A 14,934-nucleotide genomic window follows, 5' to 3' on the forward strand; every position below is an offset into this window, starting at 1 on the left:
AGGGGAGAGACGCCTATGCTTGTTTGTCCGTGACATCCTCCTGCAGCGTACGGGTCGGGATCGTAAAGTAGAAGGAGGATCCGACATTTTCGCGACTCTCGACGCCGATGACCCCACCCATCAGCTCGACCAGTTTTTTACTGATTGCCAGCCCCAATCCCGTACCCCCATATTTGCGATTCAAGGATGGGTGAAGCTGCGAGAAGGAGGTAAACAGCTGAGGCTGCTGTTCAGCAGGGATGCCTATTCCCGTATCCTTTACTTGAAAAGCAAGCGTGATTTCCTGGGTCCCGGTCCTGCGCAGTCCCTCGACACTCATTGTGATGCTGCCCTCATGCGTGAATTTGATGGCATTGCTGATGAGATTAACAAGTACTTGCCGCAGCCGCAGAGCGTCGCCGATGATCACATCGGGAACAGTGGAGCCGTTAATGCTGCAGGATAATGATAACCCTTTTTCTTTGGCTTTGGCCGAGAATAAATCTACGACGACTTCAAGCAAGGAACGTAAATCGATCGGTTCCTGAATGAGTGTCATATTGCCGGTCTCGATTTTGCTGAAATCGAGAATCTCGTTCAGGATGTGCAGCAGCGAGCTGCTGCTCTCCATCAAAATATCGGTGTAATTCAGCTGATCCTCGTCAAGCTCGGTCGTTCGTAATAGCTCAATCATGCCGATGATGCCGTTCATCGGCGTGCGGAGTTCGTGACTCATCATGGTCAGAAACTCCGTTTTCGCTTGATCTGCCCGCTCGGCATTCTCCTTCGCCCGGATGATTTCTTTCTCGTCGGTAATATCGCGGAATACCATAACGGCGCCTTTGCGCTCGCCTTGGTCCCAGATTGGATTGACCTGATAATCTGCCAGAAAGCTGGTGCCGTCGCCCCGCCAAAGCACGATTTCGGCTCTGGACAGCGGTACGCCTTGTTGGACGGCTCGAACAAGCGGAGAATCATCCCCTTGATAAAAAGTGCCGTCATGGCGAATTTCTTTGATGATCTGGTCGCAAGGTCTTCCGATGGTGGTGGCCGGTTCATAATCCAGCATCGCTGCGCCTGCCGGATTGATAAATGCGACGTGTCCGTGAATGTCCAGCCCGATAATGCCTTCGGACACCGTATTCAGCAAAAGGGTGAGCTCCCGGCTCAGCTTCTTGATCTCTTCCATGGTTCGTATGCGCTCGGTGATATCTCGGGTAATGCCATAGACGCCGACGACTTCGTCATCTACGAAAATCGGGATGTTAATCGTATTGATGTCGATGGGATGTCCATCCTTATGGATAATCGTTAGATCATAGCTCTGAGGTATGCCTTCAGTTGCCTGGTTAAAATGAAACAACGTGCGAGCCATGTCCTTTTCCGCTACAATCGGTCCGAAATACATCCCGATCAGCTCGTCCAGTGTATATCCCGTCAGTTCCTGCAGATTCTGGTTGGCCGTTAAGTAGTCGCCATCCAAATTCATGGAGTATACGGCCGACGGATTATATTCAAAAAGAGAACGGTATCGCTGCTCGCTTTCTTTTAGCTTAAATTCCATCAGTTTTCGTTCGGAAATGTCGCGGGCAATCGAAATGATCTCGTTCTTATGGCCGTCCTGCGTGCTGATGTACTTGCAATTGACTTCAAACCAGATGTGCCTGCCATCCTTATGTATATAACGGAAGGTGATCGGTGTGAGCAATTTGCCGTCCAGGCAATTGTTAAAATAGTCCTGTAGCGGTAAGATATCCTCCGCGTATACATAATCGAATATACTGGTGCCAACCATCTCATCCGGACGATATCCAAGCAGTGAATAACAGGAAGGTGAACAATAAAGAAACGTTGAACAGTCAATGGTGCTACTCGATATGAAATCAAGGGAATTTTCGGTTATGAGCTTGTACTTGTTTTCATTCTCCAGCGACTGCTGTTCAATCAGCACCTGCTCGGTGATGTCCTGCGCCATGCCGACCATCTCCATAGGTCTGCCTTCATTCGTAACGGAGACTTCCCATTGAGCTCGGATGGTTCGGATTTGACCGTCCTGAAGCTGGATCCGATAGATGATTTCATCCGCTTTTCCTAGAATGGCCCTGCTCACGGTTGCCTCGAGCCGCTCACGGTCCTCCGGAACTACCAATGACAGCAGCGTGTTATGGTTTGGTTCAGTGGCACGGATCTGATATCCGTAAATTCGCCTCATTTCATCGCTGTAGGTGAGCGTATGCGTGATCAAGTCCCAACGCCAGGAACCGATCTTGGCAATCCGCTGCGCATGGGCCAGCGTATCCTCATCCGTTTTGCGCTTGGTAATGTTTCGTCCAATGGCCAGAACCTTGTTAACCTCGCCGTGAGCTCCCCGAATTAACTGAAAAGACGTTTCAAACCATAAATAATGCCCGTCCTTATGGCGAATGCGTCGAACGAAACTATCTTCCTCTGAAAACAGCTTGCCCGGTTCTTTCATTTGCTCGGAATCCACCTGGTGATAGTAATCGATCCGGCATTGGCCCGTCATTTCTTCTTGGGTGTATCCGAGTATTTCCGTCACAGATGGTGAGATGTATTCGATGATGCCATCAGCGCTGCTGATGGATATAAGATCTTGTCCGCTCTTGGAAATGAGTGCAAGGAGTTCATCATTCTTAATGGTCGGCGGCAAAGACGATTTCTCCTGTACGGTCCCGGGCTCTATACAGCATAATATCCATGGAGCCTCTCCAGGGGCGGGGTGGTTCAGCAGGGAAATCGAGACAGAGACATGGACTTGCTCTCCGTTACGGCGGATAAAATATGAGTCTCTCTTGAGCGTGGACGTTTGTTCATATGTCAATGATTGCAATATTTGTTGAATCGATAGATTAGATAGAACTTGGATTTCGGAAGGTTTGAGCTGAAGCAGGTCTGAACGTTTGGATTCGGTAAGTTCGCAGAAACGATCATTAACCTTCGCCACAGGCTCGTCAACCGCAGAGATCAGGATCGCCCCCATAGGCAATTTATCAAACATCTGTTCCCAGACCCAATGTTCCGCTGTTTGCCTCATGATTATATAGATGCCTCCCTAACTTAAGCTATACCCTTTGATCATAGAGGATAGGATCACTCTATCGCAATAGTAAATACCAGTGCTGCATTTGAACTTGGACATCAAGGCGCGTGAAAGCCAACCGATAAGAGGAGCATCCTTATGGCTGGCGAGATTAACCTTACGGTACATCCGTTTACGAATGATGTTTTAATCCTCTTTTTTATTTGTGCAGCAGGTCACGCTCGTCGACGTTTTTGTCAAAATAATGCCCGGCATAAGAGCAAGCGGGGATGATTTTCAAATCTTCTTCCCGAGCGTATCCTATTACTTTTCGCACGAGTTCGTCGGCGATTCCTTGCCCTCGCAGGCTGGGTGAGATATAGGTATGATCGATACTGATCACTCCGTTTCCTTGAGGCGAGTAGGAGATTTTGGCTACCGTTTTTCCATTGTTTTCAATAAAAAAGCTGCCGGGCTTTGTCTGTATATTTCGATTGTCCATGATGTTTAACCCTCCTTCATCTGGTTGTACTATACCCGTATCCGCTATGCATTAAACGGATTTCACATAGGCGAACACCCTTGACGGGACATTTGCATACAATGCGGGTAGAAGAGAACGAAGGAGGAGCATCATGAACAATTATTCAACGCAACCGCAAATGCTGTTTCAATGCGATCACCATCTGGTACATTCCATGAAGAAGCATAGAGAAAGCGCCCATGCTGCTATGAAAAATGTGGTGAATCGCAAGGTAAGAGTGCATACGATGGATGATGAAGCTATCGAAGGCGTCGTTATAAACGTAGACGCAAAAAATGTGTACATTCTTGTAGAACAAGGTAACAGAGGATTCTTTCCCGGATATCCGCCCTTTGCGCCATACGGACCTAATCCTAATGTAATATTGCCGCTAGCATTGTTTAATCTCTTGGCTGTCAGCTTGTTGTGGTAGCAAGCGAAGAACCTGCACTCTGGACTGCAGGTTCTTTTTTTTTGTGGAAATTTTCAAAAAAAAACTCATTTACATACATTCTGTTTGTATGTTAAATTGGATTCATCCCATTTAGAAGGAGATGTTTTCCAGATGAAACTGCAAGGATTTTATCCCGTTATCATGACAGAGAAGGTTGCCGAGAGCACAGAGTTTTACACACGGTTGTTTGGATTTGAGGTTGTTTTTGAAGCGGATTGGTATGTAAGCCTGAAGAATGGAGACCAGGGACAAGGCGCTTATGAAATGGCCCTCTTGTCCAAAAATCATCCCACGGTACCGTCTTCCTTTCAGAAACCAGTGCAGGGATTGATTCTTAATTTTGAGGTGGAGGATGTGGATGCCGAGTATCAAAGGCTGATCATCCACGAAAAGCTGCCGCTTCATCTGGATATACGGGATGAGGAATTTGGGCAGAGGCACTTTATTACCAGTGACCCGAATGGGGTGCTGATCGATATGATTAAAGTCATTCCGCCTTCACAAGCATTTATGGAGCTGTATAATGAAGATGTGTGGTCCACGGATGATGGCCAGCCCGGTAAATGAGTACATCCACCGCATTAAAGGACTACTTTGGAAGAGAACTGGCGATTCTTTTATCAGATCGAATTAAGCCGCTTGCTCCGGAGTTTCCCTCGGAGGTTTTCATTGAAGCCGTAAGCCGCAAGACAGCGACGCTTGAATTGAAAGGAAGGGTAGCCGTTATTGCGGAAGAATTGCAGCAGGCCCTGCCCTTTGGTTATCCGGATAGTTTGGAGATTTTACTCGGCATCATAGGACCAGAGAATGAAACAGAGCAAGGAATGTTCACGGAAGGGTATTTTCTCATGCCGATTGCATATTTTGTGGAACGATATGGGCTTGATCACTTTGAAATATCGATGAACGCGTTATATGAAATTACCAAACGGCACACATCGGAGTATGCGATTAGGCCCTTTCTGCTCCATTATGAAGATCTGTGTCTTGAAATTTTGAAGGACTGGCTTTCGGATGATAATTCGCATGTCCGTCGCCTGGTTAGTGAAGGTACCCGGCCTCGTCTGCCGTGGGCAAAGCGAATTCCAGTGATCAAGGGAGATCCCGCCCACAATTTGGCACTGCTAGAGCCCCTTCTGCAGGATTCCTCTGGCTATGTCCGCAAATCGGTTGCGAATCATCTTCATGATCTAAACAAAGATTACCGGGATACCGTCCTTCCCTGGCTGCTTGAACATCTGGAATCGTGTGGGATGTACGGTCCTTGGATACTTCAGCATTCGCTAAGATCCATGGCCAAGAGCGGAGATCAGGAAGTGCTGAAGCTACTAACGTCCATGAGAATAGCATCCGAATGATGCATAGGAGAGAGAAACGCGAATTATGAGAAGAACCAAAAGCGAAGCTAACGAAACTATACAGCTGCTGCTGAAGGTAGCCAGAACACATTTCACGGAAAAAGGTTATGCCAATGCGGCACTAGAGGAGATTGCCGACGAAGCTAAAGTTACCCGCGGTGCGCTGTATCATCATTTTAAGAATAAACAAGGGCTGTTTCTTGCCGTGCTAGAATTAGTGCAGTCGGAAATTGGGCAGCGTGTGGAGGCGGAAGCAGATAGCTCTGAGGATCCTTGGGAGCAGCTTCTGTATGGCTGTCGGGCTTTTATTGCGACCGTGGTAGAGCCGCAGAATAAGCGCATTATGCTCATTGACGGTCCGAGTGTCGTAGGGTGGGAGTCTTGGCGCGAGATGGACGAGCAGAATTCGATGAGTCACCTTAAGGAACAGCTAGCCTTCATGCAGAATCAGGGAATGATGAAGACCGTTCCGGTTGATGCTATGACGCATGCCTTGTCCGGCGCTTTAAACGAATGCTCGCTGTGGGTTGCTCAAATGCCGGAAACGGATAAGGGCATCGAGGAAACGATGGATGTGATTACCGGCATGTTACAGGGGTTTAGAGTATGTTGATCCCTTGATAACTAAACTACGGTGTGATTCGGATCCGGGCATGATGTTACGGCGGCCTACATATCCGTATGAGATTAAAGCACTAGAGAAGGTTTTTCCCCTAATATGGACCGGATATCCAGCAAACCTTACAATTTGCATGAATGTTGTATGCTGGAGAAGTACATCCAAAATCCATGAAATGGAAGGGGTTAAACATGAAATCAATGAAGCCGCTGCAGGAGTTTTTGGAAGAACAACAGGATAACCCGATCGAAGCCATCGGAAGCTACATTTCCGAACACATTGAAGGGAACTGGCAAACCGTACTTACCGTAAACCAGGAAAAACTGCTGAAGGCATACAACGAGGCTGGAGATGCGGCGTATGGGACGTTTTTGAACCTGTTATTCTTACCGATTCATAAACAATTAAAGGAGATGGGAATACGTCCTGAACCTAATTTCCCGGGTAACTTCGACATCTCAAGAGAATGGGGAAGTCAGGAAGGGACAGACCAACAGCGCTGGATGTGGAGCACGGTTTATTCGCCGGTGAAGGAGCCGCTCGGCACCATCGTTACCGTTGTATATCATGACCATACACAGTTTCGCGTCCCAAGGCAGCCTCGGATCATAGCCTTGCATGAGAGAGGAAAAGAGGAAGTCGTCGCGGCCCTTTCGCTTAAATCCCCGGATTTTAAGGAAGCGCTCGAGTTTACGGTTGAATATGAAGCATATCTTCGGGGTGTACAGGAGTAAGGAAGGAAAGCTCTGTCAGCGCGATTATTCTACCCGCCGGGAGATGATTCGCGCTTGCGTAGAATATCAGACGGGTCATTAACCTATAAAAAGCGCCTTGAGCAGGATGAAAATATCCTGGCACAAGGCGCTTTTAACATTTAGATTGAAGCCAGCTGATCGATCGTTAGGTCTAACCAGTCTAATTCTTCCCTCGTCAGCTGGATGGTTGAACCCTCATCACAGGATTTTAATTCTTCCGCAGACTGCGCACCGATCAGCGCACAGGTCGGGAAGGGCTGGTTCAGCACGTAAGCGAGCGCAATCTGTATGGCCGTCGCATTCTTCGAAGCGGCCAGCTGCTTGGCACGCTCTAACCGTTCCCAGTTCGCATCGCTATAAAATACCCGCACAAGATCCGCATTGTCCCGAATTTCCGGTGTGAACCGGCCGGTGAAGAATCCTCTCGCTTGGGAAGACCAGGAGAGCAGCGGAAACTGCTCAGCTTCATGCCACGCAATCGTCTCTGCATCGGCTGAGACGCAGCCTTTCCAGAACGGCTCGTTTGGTTTGGCCAGACTGAGATTCGGGCTGCTGAAGGAGAAACCGACCAGTCCATTCGCTTCGGCATAGGCATTGGCATCCCGGATGCGCTCCCACGTCCAGTTGGATACCCCAATGGCGCCAACGCTCCCATCGGCAATGTACTCATTCAGAGCTTCAATAACTTCACCTGCCGGAACCTCCGGGTCGTCACGGTGAAGAGCATACAGATCGATGAAATTCGTCTGCAGTCTCTCAAAACTCGTTGTGATGTCGCTCTTGATGTCTTTTTTATTTACGCGCGGACCATTCTGGTCATGATGGGCACCTTTGGTCAATATGACGATCTGATCCCGGTTACCTCTTTCCTGCATGTATCTGCCGATCACTTCTTCGCTTTGACCTCCACAGTAGATGTGGGCGGTATCAACGGAATTGCCGCCGATAGCCAGGTATGCATCCATATTCGCGGCTGCTTTCTCATACGAATCATGATAAAAGTAGTCCGTTCCTTTCATTAGCGCAGAGACAGGTTTGTTTAATCCCTTGATTGATATATATTTCATATTCATATCCTCCTTGGGTGTAATTACAACACAATTCGCTTCCGTTCATGGGCAGATTGCAGACAGGCGTCTATGACTTTCATATTGTGAACGGCATCCTCTGCAGAGTAGCGGAGAGGCTTGTTGTTCAAAATAGCTTCGGCCATATGGTCGCCTTGTTCACTGTATGCGTTTGCACGAGGGACCTCGATTTCTTTACGTCCGTCGCCGGTCGTTAAGAAGAAGTTCGCTCCGTCCTCGGGCAGACTATAGGCGTAAGGGACTTCAATCAGGCCATCCGTTCCCACAATTTCAAGAGGATTGCGATACGCCGCCCACATTCCGCAATCAAATGTCAGCGCTACATTTCCTCCAAATTCGATTAATCCGGATGCCATCATGTCGACATGATCATGCTCAGGGGAGAAGAAAGCTTGAACGGTAACAGCTTCCGGCTCTTTATCCAGCAGGATGCGCGCGGCGTTGATCGGATAACAGCCGATATCATAAATCGAGCCGCCGCCCCAATCCTTGCGAAAGCGGACATTCCCGTGATTGGCGGAACTGTTGAAGGTAAACGCGCTGCGTATGCCCCGAATGTCCCCGATGGCACCAGCGTTGATCATTTCCTTCAACAAGTCATACCGTGGGTGATACCGATACATAAAGGCTTCGGCCAGCACTACCCCGGCTTTAGCTGCTGCTTCCGCCATTTCAGCTGCTTCTGCTTCCGTAAGCGCAAGCGGTTTTTCGCATAGAATGTGTTTACCGGCTTCCGCCGCACGGATGCTCCATTCTTTATGTAGATGGTTTGGGAGCGGAATATAGATCGCATCTATGGAAGAATCCTCGAGCAAGGACTCGTAACTGCCGTATGCAGTCGGGATATTCAGTTCCTCTGCCGTTTGCGCTGCTTTTGCCTGATCGCGGCTGGCAATGGCAACGACTTCATTGAGACGGGATTGCTGTAAACCAGGTATGACCGAGCGTTTGGCAATACTGGCGCAGCCAAGGATTCCCCAACGAAGTTTTTGAGTCATGTACATCAGCTCCTATACAACTTATTAATATTATATTGCGATTATAAAAGACAAGAAATAAAATTGATATAATATTATTTTGTAGTACAATACAACAATATTGTCATTCGAGGAGTATTATGATGAAACGACAAAGTCATCTGCTGACCCTACCGCAAATGCCATTCTTCTGCCTGCCTGAGTCGGTTGGGATATACCGGGATGAACCGGACCATACCGTTACGCGGGCAGCCGGGTCTCTGAACAATTTCAATATTCATTATGTGGCTTCCGGTAAAGGGTATGTTGAAATCGAAAACGTAGTCCATACGCTTGGCCCAGGTGAAGCCGTGCTGTATTTTCCAATGCAGGCTCAGCGTTATTACACCAGCGAGGACGATCCGTGGGATGTGCGTTGGTTCCACTTTTATGGCAGCGGTCTGCAGAACTATTTCATCGAACGCGGATTTCATAAAAGCCAGCTGTGGAGCATTCGGCAGCCATCAGCCTATGAGGAAGCGCACGAAGCGCTGTTATATGAGGCGGAGACCCATCGGATGCTCAAGCCTGCGCAGCTGTCCACGCTAACGTATTCTTTGTTAGCCGTATTCGTGGAGCAGGCATCCGCTTTATCGGATAATAAATCAAACAACTCGGCCAACCGGATTCTTGAACTGCTGCCGATCATGCAGCAGGAAGCGGCACAACCGTTTATTTTGGAGGAGTGGGCGGACAGACTCGGCGTTACCACTTACTATTTCTGTAAATTATTCCGCAATGTCATGGAGATGACCCCAATGGATTTTGTAACGCGCTGCCGGCTTCAGATGGCAAAGCAGTGGCTGCTCGACCATAAAGAAAAAACCATCGGACAGATTGCAGTGGAAGCGGGCTATCCGAGCGTCAGTTATTTTAACAAGCGATTTATGGAGCATGAAGGCATGACGCCATCTTCCTATCGTCGCTTATATGGGGTATAGTTATGGGTATCACGTCGCCAGGTCAGTTGAGAACTCGACTTAGGTCTAGGTCTTATTCACATCTATAGTCGGTTATGGAAACGGCTTGCCTCTACTACAATGGAATTAACGAAGGATTTGACGAAATCCGGCTTCAATGAAATATGTAATTAAGTATGTGGGGGAAAGCAAATGTCCGATAACCAAAATATATATGTTCTTCTGACTGATACGGGTACGATGTTTACCAAACTGATTAAACGAATTACGGCAGCGCCCTATAATCATGCTTCGCTGGTGCTGGATGAGAACTTGAATGAAGTGTTCAGCTTCGGCCGGAAATGCGCCAACAATCCCTGGATAGGGGGATTTGTTGAGGAGGATGTATACGAAGGAACCTTCCGTCACTTTCCCGGCACGCGCTGCGCTCTGCTCCGTCTCAAGGTCACGCGGGAGCAACTTGAGGCAGCGAGACGCGTGATTCAAAGCTATAAGGATGAAGAGGATGCTTACGGCTACAATCTTATCGGCATGTTTGGCGTGCTGATGAGACTTGATATTACGAGGGAAAGATCGTACTTCTGCTCACAATTCGTAGCGGAGGCAATGAAGCAAAGCAGAATTCATCTATGGGATCGCCCTTCCTCCGCAGTAACCCCGAATGATTTCTTTCAGCATCCGGCATTCGAGGTTATATACGAAGGCATGTTATATGACTATCCATTGCTTGATCAATCCAGGTTGGCTGGATTCCAATACCCGTTACAAACAGCTTCAAGTTGAGTTGATTTTTGATCTAATTTGTTGCATATCGAACCCTAACTTCTGCCCGCGGCAGAAGTTATTTTTATAGCGGGATTCTTAAAAACGTTATTTAAATTGGGCATTTGCGCGCGCGATGATCGACTCGATTTTTTGTTCGTGACTGTAGATGCTTTTCTTTTTCGTCAGGATCTGACCGGAGAGTGTCAGCAGCCTGGACAGGGCATCGCTGGTTCGGGCCGATTCATTGCTCTTTACTGCGGCTTTGAAATTCTTCCACTCGGTTGCCATCAGTTTATTCGGCGTGGAGATTGCGCTTTTATCGCCTTTGATTTTGCTTTTGTAGGATTCAATCTCGGACAGGATGGAACGGACTTTAGCCGCTTTGGAAGCTTTCTCTTTCTTGGCCGCCGTAAGCGCCGCCTGCTTAGTTCGAATATCATCACGTCCCAAGGATACCAGGATCTTCATGCCACTGGCCTGTGACTGCAGTATCTTGGAGAGCGATTTGTCTTTGAGTTTTTTGGCTGCGGCGATTTGTTTATTGAGCGCGGAATAGGTATTAAACAGCGGCTGGTACTTGGTTTTGGCTGCTTGCAGTTGATCCTCCAGCTTGCGGATTTTATCCTTATCGATTTCGCTGATTTTTTTGCGGGTTTCTGAAGCTTTGGCTTCATTGGCATAGCGAAGGGAAGAGATTCGATCATCCAAATCCATTACCTGGTTTCGTTCGGATTTGAACTCATCAAACTGTTTGATGAGTTTGGTACGTACGGATCCGCCAGCCCGGTCCGCCGTGGCTTTCAATTGGGCTTGAACCGTATCGGTGAACTCGATCGCGGCTGCATTCGCGAAAGGCATGGGGATGAAAGAGAGTAAAAGTGCCATCACAAGTGATGAGGTGAGTAATCTTCTAAACATAAACATCGCTCCTTAAATAACTAATAATTATCATTAGCGGTATTCGCATCATGACAGAATGGCCGGACCCACGACAAAAAGCACCCGTTAGAAAGGCGCATTCAACGCCAGACTTACGGGTGCTTCCTTCGTAAGAGTTCCGATTCACTTTTTGTAAATATACAGGTAAATTTTGGATTTGTCAAACGCTTATTCCCCTGAACTGAGCGAAAATTCTCTAAGAATGGTCTTCCAAGCCTCCGAATCTCCTTCCCATGTGGGCCCTTTCGGTATTTGCTTGATGAGAACCCGATCCGAGAACGAAGGGAGATTTACAATTTGGGGACTGCTGCTGAGCATAATAAATAACAGGTTTACGTCCGCTTTGGGATAGGCTTCGCGTATTGCTTGATCAATCGTCTCGGCATCCTTGGTATTCGCGATGATCCGCACGAGCAGAGTCTTCTGTTCAGAATTCAAGCAGCGGTTAAAGCGTTCGATTCTTCGATCCAGCCGCTCGCGAAACGCGGGGTAGTCATATAACGGAGGCTCCTCCGGATTGTTCTTGAAATCATGAAAGGATAAACAGGAAGATCGTTTATCACGCACATAGTAACAGTTCACGGATTTGCCGTATATGTCGAGATTATCCCGTAGCATGAAATCGCTGAATTGACGTTTAATGACTTTACAAAATTCATGGGTCGAAGCGAAGTTGAACCAGTCCAACGGGCCAGCTGCATGACGCAGCTGGTTTCTTCTTAACTGGGCGGCAACCTGACAGTTGTGACCCAGACTGAAAATGGCATCAAACTCCACAGGGATTGTCATGCTACCAGACCTCCTTGAATCTATCATTAGATATCATATGCAGATCGATAGAGTTGGTATGGAGCAGTGACCAAGGGTGGGTGAGGAGTGCGGTTCATAGCCACCGTGCAGCATAATCGGAGGTGGGCCGGATTTGAGGGGAACGGAGTGGTGGGAAAATTACGGACCCGACCCTCAAGGACTCAAGCTATATTTTGAATGAAGCTGCCATATTAATTCCCTCCGGCTGTTGACGCCGGTTTTAACAAATATGGACTTTAGATGATCCTGAATCGTGTAGGGGGAGATAAACAGGGATTGAGCAAGCTCCTTGGTGGATAATCCTCGCAGAATTCCGCTGATCACTTCGTTCTCGCGCTCCGTTAATCCCAACGCATCCGAGATAAGCGGCAGCATATCCGTTGTATTGGCAGGCTCAAGCGTGACTGCAAGCTTGGCAAGAGAATCGGGACCATGCAGAAGGCATGCCCGTATGCTGGCAAAGGAGCCATTACTTAGCCTGACGCGAGTATGAGCGCCCGTCGAATAGGCCGTACCTCGGGAGCTCTCGGACAAAGCTCGGAAGCAGACTGCCCGCAGCGGGCGAGGGAGCGAAGCGGCATCCATACCCTCTGCATCCTGGAGCAATGACATCCACTGCCGTGCAGAAGCATTATATGAAAGAATATCGAGCGTTTCGGATAACACCAATAAACCAGGCTCAGGCATGTGATCCATTCCATCCATAGGGGATCGCGGAAGACTTCGATGACGCAGCATGGACGCCATGAATGGCGCCAGGGAAGAGAGCAGCTGCCGTTCCTCCTCGCTAAAAAAGGGCTGGCCCTCCTGACGGAATATCGTCAGATATCCCCAACACATGCCGTCCGCTACCAATGCGGCACGCATCTCATCATGAAAGCCTGCCGGCTGCAGGACGTTCAGATAACGAGGGCTTGTGTTCAGAGTCCCGTTCGTAGCTCCGCTTAGCGTAGCCACCTTCTCCATGGAGTTCGCCAGTTCATGAAAGTGATTGTAATCGCTGTGCAGATATTCATACTCGAACAGGCGATCATGGATTGCCTCAATGTCTTCATCCGTGATCGCACCCGTCGAGAGCAATGTACGTGGATCTACCGTCGTAAAGCAAGCCGATTCGAAAGGAATCCAGCAGCGCAATTGCTTCATGAGTTCGCTCCGGTAGGTTTGGGAATTAGATAAAGCCCCGCCAAGTGCCGTTATTTTATTCAATAAGCTGTTAAGCTGTGTGCCCATATTCAGTCACCTTTTTCGTCGGTCTAAGGAAAACCCCACATTTCTGGGATAGGGTTATCGTTCTCCATCCTTATAATTGAGAATGATTCTTATTATGTCATGTATGTAGAAGGAATGAAAGAGACCTTGCATATTGTGCATCATGATGGAACAAGGGAGGTTTACCCATGGAAAAAGTGAAATCAGGGCTTGCTTCGCTGAGGATTTTCAAGTCTGAGCGGGGGCTCGTTACTTATATAGATTTTTTTAGAGATGGAGAGGAAGTATCATGAAGGAACGCATTGTGGTTGTAGGCGGATATGGGCATGTAGGAAGGATTATATGCGAGGAGTTAGGGGAGAAATATCCCGGTCTTGTGTACGCTGCAGGAAGAAGTTTGGAAAGAGCCGAGCGTTTCAGTCAGGAGACAAGCGGGAAGGTGCTCCCCATGCGATTGGATATGGGGCAGCCGGTCATGGCGAGTGAGTGGGAACGGATCAAACTCGTGGTCATGTGTCTGGATCAGGCGGACGATGCCTGGGTCGGAGCTTGCATCCGGAGCGGGACCCACTATGTGGATATATCGGCAAAAGCCGAGTTTTTGAACCAAGTGTCGAAGTGGAAGGACGCAGCCGAGGAATCCGGGTCGTCAGCTATTCTGAGTGTAGGCCTGGCCCCGGGTTTAACCAATCTCATGGCAAGCTGGGCGAGCAAAGGTCTGGATGTAACAGAGTCGGTTGATATCTCGATTATGCTGGGATTAGGGGATCGGCACGGCAAGGCTGCCGTAGAGTGGACCGTGGACAATCTACTGTCCACCTTTCAGGTGATGGAGAACCATCGCGTTAAGACGGTTGCGAGTTTTTCGGATGGAAGGTCGGTTTTTTTTGGCGAAAAAATAGGACGTAAATCCGTGTATCGTTTCCCATTCTCGGATCAATCCACATTGCCCAACACCTTGGAAGTTCCCACCGTATCGACCCGGTTGGGTTTTGATTCTTCCCCTCTAACTACCATGCTTGCAGGATTCCGTGCATCCGGTCTGCATCATTTGCTTAAGGTTAAATGGATACGGAACGCTGCCGTGAAAGCTTTTATGAATATACGGATGGGATCCGATGATGTTGCTCTAAAAGTTGAAGCGCAGGGCAAGCGCCGTGGCAAAAACAGTACAGTTGAATCTTTGCTGGTCGGGCGGGATCAGTCCAGATTAACGGCTAAGGTAGCGGCGAGTGTTGCGGATGCTGTATACAGTGGGAATATCGCGTGCGGGGTGTTTCATATTGAACAAGTGTTTGAATTAGCGAGTATGAAGGGGTGGCTGGAGAAAGAGGTTCGCATGGAGGTATGGCGGGATGGGAAGAGAGGGAGTATGTAGCCGCCTTCTAAAGGCGCAAACATCATGTGAATGCTCCTCTGCTTCTATATCATTGTATTTTTCGTCTTCCTCATCCGT

General features: G+C 48.4%; 15 protein-coding genes. 8 read left to right on the forward strand and 7 right to left on the reverse strand.

Annotated features, from left to right (window positions below; translation table 11 throughout):
• Window positions 1-13 precede the first annotated feature (13 nt).
• Entirely contained in the window at window positions 14-3,034 is a 3,021-nt protein-coding gene (locus tag MKX98_RS12220; RefSeq protein WP_339223147.1) for a PAS domain S-box protein, read from the reverse strand.
• Between the two features lie 205 nt (window positions 3,035-3,239).
• Complete coding sequence (locus tag MKX98_RS12225) at window positions 3,240-3,521, reverse strand: GNAT family N-acetyltransferase (protein ID WP_194542003.1); 282 nt, start codon at window positions 3,519-3,521, stop codon at window positions 3,240-3,242.
• A gap of 133 nt (window positions 3,522-3,654) precedes the next feature.
• On the opposite strand from MKX98_RS12225, the gene MKX98_RS12230 reads away from it, so the two are divergent.
• The 5 genes from MKX98_RS12230 (at window position 3,655) to MKX98_RS12250 (ending at window position 6,707) form a co-directional block, all read left to right on the forward strand.
• Window positions 3,655-3,975, forward strand: coding sequence for a hypothetical protein (locus MKX98_RS12230; protein WP_213645066.1), 321 nt, complete (start codon window positions 3,655-3,657; stop codon window positions 3,973-3,975).
• Window positions 3,976-4,107: 132 nt separating this feature from the next.
• On the forward strand, window positions 4,108-4,563 hold the full coding sequence (locus MKX98_RS12235) for a VOC family protein (RefSeq protein WP_339223150.1): 456 nt from the start codon (window positions 4,108-4,110) through the stop codon (window positions 4,561-4,563).
• Window positions 4,560-5,354 carry a DNA alkylation repair protein gene (locus MKX98_RS12240; RefSeq protein ID WP_339223152.1) on the forward strand — a complete coding sequence of 265 codons (795 nt, stop codon included), beginning with the start codon at window positions 4,560-4,562 and terminating at the stop codon, window positions 5,352-5,354. Before MKX98_RS12235 ends, MKX98_RS12240 begins: the two co-directional genes overlap by 4 nt.
• Window positions 5,355-5,379: 25 nt before the next feature.
• On the forward strand, window positions 5,380-5,967 hold the full coding sequence (locus MKX98_RS12245) for a TetR family transcriptional regulator (protein WP_339223154.1): 588 nt from the start codon (window positions 5,380-5,382) through the stop codon (window positions 5,965-5,967).
• Between the two features lie 197 nt (window positions 5,968-6,164).
• Window positions 6,165-6,707 (forward strand): DUF6022 family protein, encoded by a 543-nt coding sequence (locus tag MKX98_RS12250; RefSeq protein ID WP_339223156.1) that lies wholly within the window; start codon window positions 6,165-6,167, stop codon window positions 6,705-6,707.
• 140 nt (window positions 6,708-6,847) lie between these two features.
• Here the strand turns inward: MKX98_RS12250 and MKX98_RS12255 are convergent, their stop codons facing one another.
• Complete coding sequence (locus MKX98_RS12255) at window positions 6,848-7,795, reverse strand: aldo/keto reductase (RefSeq protein WP_220685793.1); 948 nt, start codon at window positions 7,793-7,795, stop codon at window positions 6,848-6,850.
• A 23-nt stretch (window positions 7,796-7,818) separates the two neighbouring features.
• Complete coding sequence (locus MKX98_RS12260) at window positions 7,819-8,814, reverse strand: Gfo/Idh/MocA family oxidoreductase (protein WP_339223158.1); 996 nt, start codon at window positions 8,812-8,814, stop codon at window positions 7,819-7,821.
• Window positions 8,815-8,936: 122 nt separating this feature from the next.
• On the opposite strand from MKX98_RS12260, the gene MKX98_RS12265 reads away from it, so the two are divergent.
• Both MKX98_RS12265 and MKX98_RS12270 read left to right on the forward strand, forming a co-directional pair.
• Window positions 8,937-9,773: an AraC family transcriptional regulator gene (locus MKX98_RS12265; RefSeq protein ID WP_339224410.1), complete on the forward strand. Its 837-nt coding sequence runs from the start codon at window positions 8,937-8,939 to the stop codon at window positions 9,771-9,773.
• 171 nt (window positions 9,774-9,944) lie between these two features.
• Window positions 9,945-10,535 carry a hypothetical protein gene (locus tag MKX98_RS12270; protein ID WP_220685791.1) on the forward strand — a complete coding sequence of 197 codons (591 nt, stop codon included), beginning with the start codon at window positions 9,945-9,947 and terminating at the stop codon, window positions 10,533-10,535.
• Window positions 10,536-10,622: 87 nt separating this feature from the next.
• On the opposite strand, the gene MKX98_RS12275 is transcribed toward MKX98_RS12270, so the two are convergent.
• The 3 genes from MKX98_RS12275 to MKX98_RS12285 all read right to left on the reverse strand — a co-directional run bounded on the left by MKX98_RS12275 (window position 10,623) and on the right by MKX98_RS12285 (window position 13,499).
• Window positions 10,623-11,435: a hypothetical protein gene (locus tag MKX98_RS12275; RefSeq protein ID WP_339223160.1), complete on the reverse strand. Its 813-nt coding sequence runs from the start codon at window positions 11,433-11,435 to the stop codon at window positions 10,623-10,625.
• A gap of 189 nt (window positions 11,436-11,624) precedes the next feature.
• A complete protein-coding gene (locus tag MKX98_RS12280; protein ID WP_339223161.1) occupies window positions 11,625-12,245 on the reverse strand; it encodes a DUF1796 family putative cysteine peptidase in 621 nt (206 codons plus the stop codon).
• Window positions 12,246-12,419: 174 nt separating this feature from the next.
• Complete coding sequence (locus MKX98_RS12285; protein WP_339223163.1) at window positions 12,420-13,499, reverse strand: LuxR C-terminal-related transcriptional regulator; 1,080 nt, start codon at window positions 13,497-13,499, stop codon at window positions 12,420-12,422.
• A gap of 268 nt (window positions 13,500-13,767) precedes the next feature.
• On the opposite strand from MKX98_RS12285, the gene MKX98_RS12290 reads away from it, so the two are divergent.
• A complete protein-coding gene (locus MKX98_RS12290; RefSeq protein ID WP_339223165.1) occupies window positions 13,768-14,856 on the forward strand; it encodes a saccharopine dehydrogenase NADP-binding domain-containing protein in 1,089 nt (362 codons plus the stop codon).
• Window positions 14,857-14,934: the final 78 nt, after the last annotated feature.

Source organism: Paenibacillus sp. FSL W7-1332, from assembly GCF_037969785.1.
Classification (GTDB): Bacteria; Bacillota; Bacilli; order Paenibacillales; family Paenibacillaceae; genus Paenibacillus_AQ.

Coding starts and splice junctions, on each gene's coding strand:
- MKX98_RS12220 (WP_339223147.1), bottom strand. CDS start 3,034: ATGAGGCAAACAGCGGAACATTGGGTCTGGGAACAGATGTTTGATAAA.
- MKX98_RS12250 (WP_339223156.1), top strand. CDS start 6,165: ATGAAATCAATGAAGCCGCTGCAGGAGTTTTTGGAAGAACAACAGGAT.
- MKX98_RS12235 (WP_339223150.1), top strand. CDS start 4,108: ATGAAACTGCAAGGATTTTATCCCGTTATCATGACAGAGAAGGTTGCC.
- MKX98_RS12280 (WP_339223161.1), bottom strand. CDS start 12,245: ATGACAATCCCTGTGGAGTTTGATGCCATTTTCAGTCTGGGTCACAAC.
- MKX98_RS12245 (WP_339223154.1), top strand. CDS start 5,380: ATGAGAAGAACCAAAAGCGAAGCTAACGAAACTATACAGCTGCTGCTG.
- MKX98_RS12275 (WP_339223160.1), bottom strand. CDS start 11,435: ATGTTTAGAAGATTACTCACCTCATCACTTGTGATGGCACTTTTACTC.
- MKX98_RS12285 (WP_339223163.1), bottom strand. CDS start 13,499: ATGGGCACACAGCTTAACAGCTTATTGAATAAAATAACGGCACTTGGC.
- MKX98_RS12265 (WP_339224410.1), top strand. CDS start 8,937: ATGAAACGACAAAGTCATCTGCTGACCCTACCGCAAATGCCATTCTTC.
- MKX98_RS12255 (WP_220685793.1), bottom strand. CDS start 7,795: ATGAAATATATATCAATCAAGGGATTAAACAAACCTGTCTCTGCGCTA.
- MKX98_RS12240 (WP_339223152.1), top strand. CDS start 4,560: ATGAGTACATCCACCGCATTAAAGGACTACTTTGGAAGAGAACTGGCG.
- MKX98_RS12260 (WP_339223158.1), bottom strand. CDS start 8,814: ATGACTCAAAAACTTCGTTGGGGAATCCTTGGCTGCGCCAGTATTGCC.
- MKX98_RS12270 (WP_220685791.1), top strand. CDS start 9,945: ATGTCCGATAACCAAAATATATATGTTCTTCTGACTGATACGGGTACG.
- MKX98_RS12230 (WP_213645066.1), top strand. CDS start 3,655: ATGAACAATTATTCAACGCAACCGCAAATGCTGTTTCAATGCGATCAC.
- MKX98_RS12225 (WP_194542003.1), bottom strand. CDS start 3,521: ATGGACAATCGAAATATACAGACAAAGCCCGGCAGCTTTTTTATTGAA.
- MKX98_RS12290 (WP_339223165.1), top strand. CDS start 13,768: ATGAAGGAACGCATTGTGGTTGTAGGCGGATATGGGCATGTAGGAAGG.